Annotated in this window: 9 protein-coding genes; 4 read left to right on the forward strand and 5 right to left on the reverse strand. The window is 43.5% G+C overall.

Features of this window, described 5'->3' with window-relative positions; all coding sequences use genetic code 11:
• Positions 1-593: 593 nt before the first annotated feature.
• From EO131_RS05645 to EO131_RS05660, 4 genes are all read left to right on the forward strand, one after another.
• Positions 594-1,181, forward strand: coding sequence for a carboxylesterase family protein (locus EO131_RS05645; protein ID WP_164731621.1), 588 nt, complete (start codon positions 594-596; stop codon positions 1,179-1,181).
• 688 nt (positions 1,182-1,869) lie between these two features.
• Positions 1,870-5,085: a PAS domain S-box protein gene (locus tag EO131_RS05650; RefSeq protein ID WP_127019758.1), complete on the forward strand. Its 3,216-nt coding sequence runs from the start codon at positions 1,870-1,872 to the stop codon at positions 5,083-5,085.
• On the forward strand, positions 5,066-5,449 hold the full coding sequence (locus tag EO131_RS05655) for a response regulator (protein ID WP_164731622.1): 384 nt from the start codon (positions 5,066-5,068) through the stop codon (positions 5,447-5,449). The genes EO131_RS05650 and EO131_RS05655 overlap by 20 nt, the downstream gene beginning before the upstream one ends.
• 80 nt (positions 5,450-5,529) lie before the next feature.
• A complete protein-coding gene (locus EO131_RS05660) occupies positions 5,530-6,597 on the forward strand; it encodes a PAS domain-containing sensor histidine kinase (protein ID WP_127019760.1) in 1,068 nt (355 codons plus the stop codon).
• A 57-nt stretch (positions 6,598-6,654) separates the two neighbouring features.
• Here the strand turns inward: EO131_RS05660 and EO131_RS05665 are convergent, their stop codons facing one another.
• From EO131_RS05665 to EO131_RS05685, 5 genes are all read right to left on the reverse strand, one after another.
• Entirely contained in the window at positions 6,655-7,854 is a 1,200-nt protein-coding gene (locus EO131_RS05665) for a hypothetical protein (protein ID WP_127019761.1), read from the reverse strand.
• A 53-nt stretch (positions 7,855-7,907) separates the two neighbouring features.
• A complete protein-coding gene (locus EO131_RS05670; protein WP_127019763.1) occupies positions 7,908-9,470 on the reverse strand; it encodes a hypothetical protein in 1,563 nt (520 codons plus the stop codon).
• 27 nt (positions 9,471-9,497) lie between these two features.
• Positions 9,498-10,754, reverse strand: coding sequence for a hypothetical protein (locus tag EO131_RS05675; RefSeq protein ID WP_127019765.1), 1,257 nt, complete (start codon positions 10,752-10,754; stop codon positions 9,498-9,500).
• A 25-nt stretch (positions 10,755-10,779) separates the two neighbouring features.
• Complete coding sequence (locus EO131_RS05680; protein WP_127019767.1) at positions 10,780-11,820, reverse strand: hypothetical protein; 1,041 nt, start codon at positions 11,818-11,820, stop codon at positions 10,780-10,782.
• Positions 11,821-12,370: 550 nt separating this feature from the next.
• Positions 12,371-12,754, reverse strand: coding sequence for an Arm DNA-binding domain-containing protein (locus EO131_RS05685; protein WP_127019769.1), 384 nt, complete (start codon positions 12,752-12,754; stop codon positions 12,371-12,373).
• Positions 12,755-12,952: the final 198 nt, after the last annotated feature.

The following is a 12,952-nucleotide window of genomic DNA, read 5'->3' on the forward strand; positions in this document are numbered from 1 at the left end:
AAAAACGGTAAATGATAGGGGCAGTGGCAGATACCCCTGTTACCGCACGATTCCCATGGATTATGCAAAACTCAAGTTCTTAAGGAAAGGCAAGGACAACTTGACCTACAAAGCATTTCCAAGCTGCGAACATTTTTTTATGTAGACCATAACGGATAACTCCGGCATAAAAAAGAATGGATCGACCATTTGGGCGAAGTCAATGACTTTACTTAGGAATGGGTAACTAAAAATGAATATCTTAGATACAACACAGCTTATAAACCATTGCAGCTTAAAAATCAATACTAGCTTTTGAACACGAACAAAGGTCAGTTTAAAACCGCAAAGCATGTAAAAAGAAGCCAGCCTCTAATCTTACGCGATATTGTTGGCGGCCATACTATAAATCATTATCTAAAACACTAAAAATGAAATTATTAAAATCAAAACCAACCACTTTATTGATAATTCTATTTTGCTTGTTAAATAGTGCCAAATCCTTTTCACAATCCTCACTTTTCAGTTATGAGAAATATATCAGTGCAAATGGGGATACATTACAATATAGACAGCTGATGTCAGATTATGACCCAATAAGCAAATATCCCCTAGTGATTTTTTTACATGGTTCCGGTGAACGGGGCAATGATAATGAGGCCCAATTGAAATGGGGTGTGCTAAATTTTGCATCGGACCAACATATGAAAATGCATCCTTCCATAGTAATTGCCCCTCAATGTCCAACGGATATGCAATGGGGAAATTTTTCCCGGGAGGATATGTCACTTCTGCCCACCCCCAGCAAACCAATGAAACTTTTAAAGGAACTCATTGACCATGCAATCGAGACAATGCCCGTGGATACCAACCGAATCTACATCACTGGGCTTTCCATGGGCGGGTTTGGTACTTTTGATGCTATTTCCCGATATCCTGATTTGTTTGCTGCAGCAGTACCCGTTTGCGGTGGGGGTGACCCGTCCAAATCAGAAACCATCTCACATATCCCTATCTGGATATTCCATGGGGCGCTTGATGGAGCCGTTGATCCCGTTCTATCCCGAAATATGGTTGAAGGCTTGACAAAAGCAGGGGGACATCCAGGGTATACACAATATCCCAGAACAGGACATTTTGCCTGGATTGCAGCCTATAACGACACTATGATGATGGAATGGTTATACGATCAACGAAAGTAATCCATATCAAGTTTATCTCAGGATCAACTCATCAAAAAACAGCAATAATTCATGGTGTCAGATTTCCCAAAAAGGGATATCCCACATCGTAAACATGGCCCAGGCCGTTACTAAAGCTCTATTAAACGATGAACATAGAGGGATTTGTAAAGCCATTTTACACCGAAAAACAGGATATTTTTAAAGAATACCTATCAAAAAATCCTGAATCAGAAATTGGTCAATTAGATTACTTAATCTGACGGACGAACAGTATGAAATAATGGTAATAATAATGGGTAGTGCACTGACAGATATTCTTTACACAATACTTTTAGGTTTAAAAGGTTGCTTCTATGGATCGACCATTGTTCGGAACAAAGAAGAAAATCGTTTTTACATGGACCACAAGGGAAAACTGTACAATTGATGCGTCTTATCCGTATGGTCTTGCAATGCCCTGGACAATGGATTCGGAGCCATACACAACCTGTAGGCGATCATTTACAACATTTGGAAACGACCAAACCACAAAACCTATCAAAAGATGTATATTTGAATACATATCCAAACCAAAAAAACTAATGACATTGTTCCCCCCTGTCGTCATTGGGTCCGATTCGGACATCATCGTTTTGGCTACTCCTTTCATGGAAGCCCAAAAAAACATGGTTGATCAATTTGCAGTTTTGGGCAATAGCCCCCCGGCATGTACTATAAGACCTTGTACCGGACCCCAAATAGCGATTTGACCCAAGCCCAAAACGATAGAATGTTCCCCGACCAAACCCCAACAGATTTTTCTGCGGACGATCTCTTTGATTTCTGTCCCAATCCCTTATGGATTTACGATGTTGAGACCCTGAAGTTCCTAAAGGTGAACAGGGAAGCCATTCGGCACTATGGGTATGGCGAAAAGGAGTTCCTCACCCTGACCCTGGCCGATATCAGTCCTATTGAGGACCTTACCAAACTATCAGCTGCCATGGAACTGATCGATCGTCGGGATTCGGAAAGCTTCAAAGAGGGTTTTTATAGACACCTTAAAAAAGATGGGACCGTTTTTCCGGTCCAATTGCGTGGCAATCTGGTCACCTACGACGGTCGCAAAGCGGAACTGGTCATGGCCACTGACATTTCCGAAACCATTGCTTCCGAGAAACGGTTGTTGTTCCAAAAACGCATATTCCAGGCCATTTCTGAAATAAATACCCATCTGATTCGTAATTCCAATTGGATGGAAGCCCTTGAAGGCTGCTTTACCATTATCTGTACGGCCCTTCAGGTGCACCGGGCCTACTTCTATCAAAGTGACCCCGCGGATGCAACGATAACCTTAAAGGCCTATAGATCGTTGGAAGGGATGGATATGGGGGACGAAGCACTACAGGGGCAACACTTACCCTACCCCTTGTTACAACAAATTTTGGGACCCGTACGAAAAGGTAGAAAGTACGAACAGTCCATAGAAAATCTTGAGGATGTGGTTCTTCGTGAGCTTTTTACAGGGAGAAACCTCAAATCCATTTTGGTACTGCCCATATTTGTGAATAACAGGTTCAGGGGGGTTATCGGCTTGGAAGACCTGGTCAAAACACGTAAATGGCATTCGGCGGAAAAACAACTGCTGGACAGCCTGGTATCCAACCTCTCCCATTTGATCGCCCAGACCGATGCAATCGAAAATATAAGGGCCAATGAGAAAAGATTCCGGAATTTGGTACAAAAGGGGACCGATCTGATCGCCATCATCGATTCGGAGGGAAGGTACAAATATACCTCCCCTACCTATAATAACCAATTGGCCTATGCCAAGGATACTTTACTGGGCCAACATTTCACCACCATAGTCTGCCCGGAACATCAGGGTGTACTGCTCGCGACCCTGCAAAGGGCCAAGCGGGAAACCCATGTCGAAACCGGCCCTTATAGGGTCAGGCATGCCAAGGGCACTTGGCGATGGATGGAGACCAAATTAACCAACCACTTGAAGGAACCCACCATTGAAGGGCTCGTTGCCAATACCTCCGACGTGACGCAACAAGTACATCTAAAGAGGAAGCGTGAACTTGCACTGGATCTGACCAAGACACTGGCCAATGCCAAAAACCTTAAGGTCGGTCTTCGCCGGACCTTAAAAAAGCTGGTACTGGCCTCCAATGTGACCTTGGGGGAGATTTGGCTGCGTTCCAAGGACGGTGACCAACTCACCCGGGCTTCCTATTTCCATCATGGAAAAAAGGGACAGCTATTCCTCCAAAAATCGACACTTCGGGATTTCCTGGTCATCGGGTTGGGTTTGCCCGGCATAATCTGGAAAACCAAGGAGCCCATCATATGGGAAAACATCGACAGCCATCCGAGTTTCATCCGCTCCAAAGCCGCCAGGGAGTCGGGTCTGCGTACCGCCATTGGCGTGCCCCTAATCACTGGAGATGATTTTTTGGGCTGCTTTTTACTGTTTACCGATATGGACAAGACAGTCCTGGAAGACCATTCCTTCCTTTTTGATGGGCTGGGAACGGATTTGGGTGGCATCCTAAAACAAAAGATCCTTGAAGACGAATACCGGGAGTTTTTTGAAATCTCCCCAGACCCGTTCTGTATCCTCGGTTTTGACGGCACCATCAAGCAAGCCAACAAAGCCTTGGCAACGATACTTGGTGTTTCCATGGAAATGCTTGTGGGCCAACATTATCAAACCTTTATCCATGAGGACGATAGGCCCAAACTGGCGAAAAAGTTCCAGAATGGGGTGAGCGATGATATCGATTATGGCAATGAGGTCCGTATGGTCACCACCACTGAGGAAGAGCGTTGGTTTGTATGGTCCAGCACCATCAACCGAGGGGAAAAACTGGTGTTGGCCGTGGCCAAGGACATAACGGAACAAAAACGGGCAGAACTATCACTCCAACGCGCCAATGAACGGTTGCAACAGGCCCAGCGCATCGCCAAATTGGGTTATTGGCGTAGAGACCTGTCCTCCGATATCTCGGAATGGAGCCGGGAAACTTATGCCATTCACGGCTACACCCCTGATGAGTTTATCCCGACCATGGCAAATTTGATCGACACATTCCATCCCGAAGACCGTTTTCTGCTTATCGACGACCCCAAGGACCATTTGGAACCGGGGAAGGTCATGCGCTTCGAACACCGCATCATCACGGCCCATGGTGAGACGCGATGGGTCCAACAGGAAATCCAACTGATGGTGGACGATGCGAACAACCCGACCCATCTGGAAGGTACCATACAGGACATCACCGCACGCAAGGAGTACGAACTGCAGCTGAAGATGAGCAACGACCGTTTCCTTCTGGCCATGTTGGCCAGCAACCAAACCATCTGGGAAGTGGACCATACAAACAAAGTGCTGACCTACAGCCATATGACAGAAGACAATCAAGAGCAATTGGCCAAGGAAGAATTCCTAAAGGAAAGTTCCTGGTTCAAAAGAGTGCACCCCGATGACAAGGACCTGGTATGGACAGCACTTGTCCAGCACTTGGACACCAAGAACGGACGCCGCGGTTCACTGGACTATCGAACTGTGGGTTCCGATGGAACAATAGGGTATGTGACCGACACCTTCCATACTCAGCGTGACAGTGAAGGCAGGCCCATTCGCACCATCGGATCTGTCATGGACGTCACCGTGGTTAAAAACCAACTGGAACAGATCAAATTGCAGAACAAGGCACTTGCCGAGATTGCTTGGTTACAGTCCCATGCGATCCGTTCCCCCCTCACCCGCATCATGGCACTGCTGAAACTCTACCAAACCAAGGGAGAAAGCGCCATCTCCAATGCGGAACTGCTTAGGTTGATATCAGATTCCGTAACGGAAATCGACTCCGAAATTCATAAAATTATTGCCATAACCCATAATAACCATGACCATGGAAATTCTATTGATTGATGACGACGCCATTACCAATTTTGTACACCAAAACATCATTGAGTCCAAGTTGCCCGGTATGCCGATCAAAATTTTTTACAACGGCCAAACAGCATTGGACCACATTTGTGCACATCCCGAAACCAAATTCCTTGTTTTCCTAGACCTGAACATGCCAATAATGAATGGTTGGGAATTTCTGGAGGCCATTGCGCCAAAAATAGATACCTTACAGGTCAATATCCATGTTCTGACCTCTTCAATCGATCCACGTGACCATCAGATCACTGATGCCATGCCCTTTGTCCGATCGTTCTTGGAAAAACCCTTGGATGAAAACGTATTGGATCGGTTCATCTCCGACAAGATCGACCAACGAGAGTGATGGCCCGATACAAGGGTCCCATGAATGATAAGGGTGTATCAGCACAACCGACCAAATAAAAAAGCGCAAAAACTTGGATCATGAAACAAAAAGAACCCAGTCTTGAACCCTTCTTCAACCAGTCCGTGGACGGGCTTTGCATTGCGGACCACACCGGCCATTTTGTCAAGGTAAACCCAGCCTTTTCCCAACTTTTGGGCTATTCCGAAGTGGAACTAAAATCAAGGCCCATCTTTAGTTTCATCCATCCGGAAGACCTTGAACTCACCTCGGAACACCGGGAAAAATTGATGGACGGCCAGCCCTTGGTCAATTTTGAGAACCGTTACCTTTCCAAATCCGGGCAAGTGGTCTGGTTGTATTGGACCTCCATTCCGGTTCAAGAGGAAAAGCTGATTTATGCCATCGCCAAGGACATTACCCATATCAAGAAGTTGGAACAAGAAAGGGCCATCCACTTGCATAGGCTTTCCAGGTCAAATGAAAGGCTCAAACGACAAAACTACACCACCTCCCATGATCTCAGGGCTCCTCTGAACAATATGCTGTCCCTAGTGCATTTGATCGACAAGGAAAAGGTGCATGACTCGCAGACCTTGGAAATACTCGATTTGATCAAGCAATCGGCAGAGGGCTTGAAAAATACCATGACCGGTCAACTCGATACCTATAAAATGGAAGAACTGGTCGGTGAGCCCTTGGAAACCGTGGATTTCGAGGTCGTCTTCAAAAAGGTACTGAACTCCATCTCCGCGATGATACTACGAGCGGGCGCACAGTGTACCACAGATTTCTCCGCCCTCCCAAGTGTTCGATTCAAAACTGACTATTTGGAGAGTATCTTTTTGAACCTCATGACCAATGCCCTAAAATATGCTAGGCCAGGAATACCCCCACGGATTATCATAAGGACGGAAGTGCGGGACGGGATCCAAACACTCCACTTTTCGGACAATGGCCTGGGTATGGACATGGAGAAAGTCGGGCGCAATATTTTTAAGTTGAACGAACGATTTCATGACAAAGCAGACAGCCATGGTGTGGGTCTCTATCTGGTCCACAACCAAATCACCGGACTGGGGGGCACCATTGCGGTGGAAAGCAAGGTCAACCAAGGGACCACCTTCACCATAACCTTTGCCCGTTGAAGATGTTTGGCCACCAGTTGAGCAATACCGTTTAGTGGTTTTTCAAAAAAGAAAACACTAGTCATAGTAAGCGGTATTAAATTTTGAATCCCTGCCGTGAATTTTACTAGAGTGAGCTGTATATCCAACTATACTCGGATGATCAACTGCGGGATTGGTGTCCGGGAAAACATAATTCAAAGTAGACGGCTGTCGAACACTGTGTTTAATACTTCCTTCACCCAAAGGAATGTGTTGCATAAAATTTGTTTCGTTAACTGAACCACTACCTTCTGGATTGAGCGTTTCTCCTTTTGACGAATGTCCACCCATTGAAGCGACTGAATTGGGGTACATTGGATCATTAAAATTTGTATCCCCAATATAACCAGTGACCACAATGGGATTGTCTCCTTTTAGCGCCTCCTTTGCATAATCCTCAAATGCTTGATGGGTAGTTTTAACATCACTTTGAGAAGCAAATTCATTTTTCATATGAACAACAAGTGTTCTGTAGTTTGTACCTTCTTCCGTCCGATAATTGATTCCGAAGGCCTGTTGGACTCCTTTTCCAATAGGAATTTCTTCAATTGTAACCGTATAAACTCCTTTCAAATCGTCCCTAATATAAACGGTCATGTCCCTTCTATGCTCTTTACGCTTACCACTGTTTATTTTACCTTCAAAAAACCTGGATCGGGTATATGAAAGATCTATATCCTTATCTTGCACCCTTGTACTGAGAGTAATGGGCTCATCTTTGGTTTCCCCTTCAAGAACTACGATAACATGAGGTATCCATTTGTCCCTAAACAATTCATTTACCTGATCTGAAAAACCAGTTGTCACTTCAGTTCTGGCCTGACGATCAAGGAGACTGTCATGTTCATTTTCGTCGACTCTTAGCCTTGAAGACTTAGTGGGATGATTTTTGGTGTCTGGTTGCATTTTCTTATACCATTCAACACCATGTTGTTTACTATTTTCGCGTGAAAATACCCCAATAACACTGAAATCCACCGCTTTTACATCCACTAAACCCTCATCATTTAACTCTTCGTCTTCCTCCTCTCCAGCAACTTTAATTTTTTTTTGTTTTTTTTCTGCAAGACTTGTATCTCCGGTACTTACGATCTTCCTTGAAGAATTTGTCATTAGTTCATCCAGACCAACATAACTATTGGAACGTACAAGTTCTGCCTGGCTTGCGGAACGTTTCAGCTTGGGTTTTACCAAACTTTCATCTTCATCTAATTTTTGCTTCTTTTTCTTTCCCAAACACATCTGTTATCCGTTTTCTTTTTGGAATGCATGACAATAGACCTGACTTCTTATCCTTCAATGGACAAAGCGGAGATTACATATTCAGATTCAACAGCCGAATCCTGAGGTAAGATTGTGATTACCGCTTCATTCCATCCCAAGACCAAATAGTCATGAAAATTCGGTGACTTCAAATCAAAATTTCGAAGATCCAATTGACTGAGGTTGTTTGATGAACCCTGTCCTTCCAAATCCAGATCATTGATTTTTGTTGTATTCCCATTGATTTTACATTCCAAAACAACACCACCTCCGGCCGGACCCATCCAATGTTTAAGGTTCAACACATACTGAGTTCGCAAATCCGCAACTTTAAATGCAATTTTTAAAATTGCTCCGGAACCTGTATAGCCCTTTTTGAACGAAGCAGACATAGAAGGACCAAAACCTGAACCAGTAACCAATAAATCATTTCCCCTAGATCTTATTTTGAACTCTGTTGCGGGATTGGCCGGGGCTATATCAAAAAGGTTTTTTTGAAAACCCAATCCTCTCCCCGTACGCTGACCTTCCAATAAAGGAATCAGGGAATATTTTCCAATATCCACTGGATCTGTTTGTTGAAAGGTATTCAGATTGTCCGGCTTTATTAATGTGACAAGTGATGCCGGACTGTTTGAACCTCCGTTTGTCATTTGATGATTGCCACGAACTATTTGCACCTCGTGTTGAAATTTCAATTGTTCGATGGATGTTAGTGGTGAGGGGAAAGTTACTTGCCATTCAGCGGCCATGGTAAAATCGAGGCCAAAAAGAGCGAGTTCACTGGGTGGCAGCAAAATGTTCTCATATTGATTGTCCGCTATTTCTTTGGAATAAAGCAAACGCGCCTCAACGTCCTGGGGTAAGAGTATATCAGTTCCTGAGGATGGTTCATTGTAATCAAATATATTCCATGGAAAGGTTTGTCCCCAATTCCATTGGACCACTTCACCGATATAATTGGTATCCGAATTGTCAATATTGAGTATGGATGAGTAGGCAGACCAATCTTTCACGCTCATTTCATCCCCCGATGCGGCCTGGATGTCCCTTGCATTGGCATTGGAAACACTCGAGCCATGACTATGACTGTTCTCCCAACTATGGGAGTAGTCCAGGGAAATTGTGGCCACAGGCCCATCACCGAACCAACCTCCGGTCACATTGATTCCAAATGTGTTCACGTTCGATGAACTGGAACCGGAGGAGATTTCTTTTGTTTGTGATTTTGAATCTCCCGTTGAAAGGTTATTGCTTTGTTCAACAGTGGCATTAATGGTCTTTGGAAATATTCTCTTGATGAATATTTTGGATTTGGTATCGCTAATACCCAATATTCCGGATTTAACGGTCAACATAATTGGATAATTGGTAAATCCCTTACTTTGGTAATCTGCATTGGGTTTCCACCCGGAACCATTGACGAAAATGCGGTGCTTCACGGTCACCGAATAGGTGTTGGAATCCTGTAAATTCTTAGTGTTGCGCAATTTCAGATACCTGTAGGTAATGATATCTATTCCAACTTTGTTATCATTTTCATCGTTTATGTCCTCTACAACTTCGAGTGTAAAAAAATCGTTTATCATAATTCTCAGTTTACTTGGTTAATTTAATTAGTTGTTTTCATATATATGGACCTTTGGAGCAGACCTCGTTTTCCCGTTTGAACCACTCATACCTTTTGCCCCATCTTTACCGTCTTTGGATAGTGAAGGGTCATTTTTGTCCTTGTAAAAGTCTCCATTCCTTCCTATTTTACCTCCTTTTCCTCCCATTCCCCCAATTCCTCCCTTGCCTCCAAGTGAGTCAAAAGTTTGGATGTCGAAAATGTGGGATTTTCGGTGTGGAACTGAAACAAAAATGTCGCTGCAAAGTCCCCCATTACCTCCTTTTCCTCCCTTACCCCCATCACCGCCATGGCCTCCGGAACCGCCTTCACAACCTTCAACCAAACCAAACGTTGTCAAGGCTCCCGAGGCTCCATCACCTCCATTTCCTCCGTTCGAACCAGATCCTCCACTGGTTCCCGGCAATCCCGATGCGGCCCCTGCCAATATTTTAATGCTGTTGTTTAAAAATCCATTCAACTGTCCAAACCGGATATCCGACAATAAAAGCATCCCTCCATTGGCTCCTTTGGTACCATCAAAGCCTTTTTCCCCATCCGTCCCATTTTGACCTTTGTTTTCAATGGTACCCCGAACCCATCTTGTACCAAGCGGTGTCGATTCTTGTTTCAATGGGTCAGCATCCCTTCCATTTTCACCATTTTTTTTAGTCCTGTTCATGGAGGTTTCAATTTCTGATGTACCGTGTTGTTTTGAATTGGTTCCTCGAAGTTCGATAATGGCCTGCTTTCCGTTTAAATGGTTTCCCATTGCTTGCAAGCAATCCATCACAAACACATTATCCTTGACCAAAAGCTTGCATTCGGGACTGATTATCAATTTTTTAACCACTAAGTACACATAGGTTTCCCTATGACCAACATCCCAGGGAAACTCATCTGCAGTTGTACTGAGATCGAGTACTTCAAACGGCGATAGGTATAACTCATCTATGGTCATTACCTTTACAGGTATCGGAAAATGGCGTTCATGTGATTTTTTATCGCCTTCGGGAAAAGCTCCATTGCCAAAAATGTAGCTTTCCGCCCTATCGTGCTCTCCAATTCCAAGTCGCGACCGCGATGATTTGAGTATGGCATTGAAATACTTTTCCCCTCGCCATGAACGCTCTTGTTTTGAGATCTTGCCAAACAATATTTTGGCTTCTTCAAATGAAGAAACTTTCAGGTATTCGATACTAAATCGGTTATTTCCAGATACCTGATTTTTGGACAATGTTTCACAAGCACTAAAACGTTCCATAGGGTCTCAAAGTTTTTGAATTATTCTAAGAGGGGTTTTTAATTTTAACACTAAGAGGGGGCGGTGTTCCATCACTACCAATAGCACCATCGGTTCCTTTGGTTCCGCTACCTCCATCAACTCCATCGGGCCCTTTGTTTCCACCACATGCCGATCCTGTGCCACCATGCCCCAAATCTCCCGGATCACCCGGGTCCCCGCCTACCCCGACTTTTCCTTTTTTACCATAATTTTGGATAGCAGACAAATTGTCCTTATCGGCATTGGTGTTGATCAAAATTGTCATCTCGTTATTTGCCTTGCTTCCACTTCCGGCCGCCCCACCATCGCCACCAATACCACCATCGCCACCATCGCCTCCTTTACCACCGTTATAACCCGAACAACTGGTAGAACTTGCATTACCTCCTTTGCCCCCTTTTCCACCTTTGCCGCCTTTGCCGCCTTTGCCGCCATTTCCCCCACTACCACCTTGAGCGATTACGGTGAGCACATCCGTACCTTTCAATGAAATGGTACCCAAAGTCAACTTGGATAGCGGTGTATCGCCCCCATCGTATGCATCCCCACCAGTGCCGCCTTTTCCTGTAGGTGCCTTTCCATCATGGGCATCACCACCCTTTTTATTCGTCTCGTTGTCTCCATCTGGCCCTTTCTTTCCTGGAGGCCCATCCCCGGTAACTGTTATTCCATCATTGCCATTGGTTCCAGTAACCATGATTTGATAGTCATTTTTATCACTAGGCTTTATCAATTCAGTAGTGCCTGCATCTATCACTAAATGCACATAGGAAGTTATACTGCCGCCATCAAAAGAAAGCCGGTCACATTTGAAAATTTTTGCCGTTGTATCAAATACTTCGTCTTTGGTTATTTGAATAGTCTTTTCTTCAACATATTCTATATAAAAAGGGAACAGGTCTTGTACTTTTTGATCATCCGGCAATGAATTGCCCAATGTCTGTAAATCCTCTTTTTCGAGATACTTTAGAAAGTCTTGCTCGGTTTTAATGTGTAAAATCTTACCATTGGGATGCTCTGGAATGAATTGATTTTTCGTACTCATAATTTTTGAATCTTTAGTTATTAAAAGGTTGTTTCATTTCTCATTCAATTAGAAATGGGATGGATGCGATTTATTGGTCGGCCATAACATTTTTTGGTTTTATCACAAAAGAGTCAATTAAATGACCTTCTTTAATGATTTTGTTTAGGTTATCTACCTTATAGATTTGGGTGATTGGTGTTAGCACCAACTTGACGCCACTCATTGAAAGCCTCTTTGTTGGAACCAACGAAAAATCCTTTTGATTTTATTATCGCTATAAACATTACAGAACTTACAACTAGTCAGAATTAGGTTGGACTTTTCATTGTAAATTCCTGGTATTTACCATGAATGGATCCATGATAAATTTTGATTAGAATTTCTTTCTTTAAAAAAGCTTTGGGAGGGGAATGATGGAAGGTAGATAAATCCAAAGACTTTCCACTACATAAAAACCTTAAAAAAACTATGGTTTTTACGCAATGTTGTTTTATGTCCTCCACCCCATATTCCTCTTTTTAAAAATAGGCTTATCCACCGTTCGGTAATATGGTAGTTCTTTGTGGTTTCAGGGCGCAAAGAAGTGTGCATGGTTCCATTGTGGTAGGCAATCAATTGTTTCAATGTTTTGCCCCCCCTCATCTTCCCCAAAGAACCTTGCTTTGATGGCCAAAGGGGAAATTACCTTATCTTCTGCCATCAATAGACTATGGGCCTCATGTAAGCCAGTATATATTTGATCTAGGTACTTGTTAAGGGAGACAACGTAATTGGAAAATCCCTTGCCCCTTTTACGGCTATTATCCCATAAATTGGTTTTGATTTCCCGATTTATGCTAAAATCGGTGCGCTCGCCATCAATGGTCATCCTACAATAGACAATCCGGTTCTCGGATTGCACCTTGTGCTTCCTTGTAAAGGAATTGATTGTTAAATGATTTTTTTTCTGCATGTTGTAACCTTTTAGAGTGTAAATACTGTGAAAGTCAAAACACAAGAAAAATGGTTCTAAAGGTCATTTAAAGTTACAACAAGAACTGTAAGTGTTTGCTCCCGATGGGAACACGCTTGATATGATTTTAAATGGTTTTAAATGAATTCAAACGATATGCTTAAAAACACAAAATACTGAAAATCATAAGATTAACAG

Source organism: Flagellimonas beolgyonensis, from assembly GCF_003992615.1.
Classification (GTDB): domain Bacteria; phylum Bacteroidota; class Bacteroidia; order Flavobacteriales; family Flavobacteriaceae; genus Flagellimonas; species Flagellimonas beolgyonensis.